We start from the raw sequence: 839 nt of genomic DNA, 5'->3' as shown, positions 1-839 counted from the left end.
GCGGTGATCGGCGGTATCAGCACGTGCGCGGCGTTCGTGCTGCTCGGCCTGATCCACCTGTTCACGAACCTGTTTTTCTTCGGCAGTTTCTCGTTCGCCGACCGCTCGCCCGCGCACAACACGCTCGGGCTTTGGGTGCTCGTCGTGCCGGTGACGGGCGGGCTCATCGTCGGACTCATGGCGCGCTACGGGTCGGAGAAGATCCGCGGCCACGGCATCCCCGAAGCGATCGAAGCGATCCTGTTCGGCAAGAGCCGCATGTCGCCGAAGGTGGCGGTGCTCAAGCCGCTGTCGTCGGGGATCGTGATCGGCAGCGGCGGGCCGTTCGGCGCCGAAGGCCCGATCATCATGACGGGCGGCGCGCTCGGCTCGCTGATCGCGCAGTGCGTGAAACTCACCTCCGCCGAACGCAAGACGCTGCTCGTCGCCGGCGCCGCCGCCGGCATGACCGCGGTGTTCGGCACGCCGGTCGCGGCGGTGCTGCTCGCCGTCGAACTGCTGCTGTTCGAATGGCGGCCGCGCAGTTTCCTGCCGGTCGCGCTGGCGTGCGCGGTGGCCGGGTTCGCGCGCGTCGCGTTCTTCGGTCAGGGACCGCTCTTCCCGCTCGTCACCGCGCCGCCGGGCGGGCTCTCGCTCGTGTCGTGCGTGATCGCGGGGCTGCTGTCCGGCGCGCTCGCGTCGGGGCTCTCGGCCGCGCTCTACAAGACCGAGGACCTGTTCGGCAAGCTGCCGATCCACTGGATGTGGTGGCCCGCTATCGGCGGACTGGTCGTCGGCATCGGCGGATATATCGAGCCGCGCGCGCTCGGCGTCGGCTACGACGTGATCGGCGACCTGCT

Annotated in this window: 1 protein-coding gene; it reads left to right on the top strand. The window is 70.0% G+C overall.

Features of this window, described 5'->3' with window-relative positions:
* Positions 1 to 839, top strand: an 839-nt coding sequence (locus tag AWB68_RS45570; RefSeq protein WP_143282083.1) for a chloride channel protein, incomplete at both ends; no start/stop codon positions are given.

Source organism: Caballeronia choica (genome assembly GCF_001544535.1).
Classification (GTDB): domain Bacteria; phylum Pseudomonadota; class Gammaproteobacteria; order Burkholderiales; family Burkholderiaceae; genus Caballeronia; species Caballeronia choica.
The sequence above is the reverse complement of the archived record's forward strand: the minus strand, read 5'-3'. Positions and strand labels throughout refer to the sequence as shown.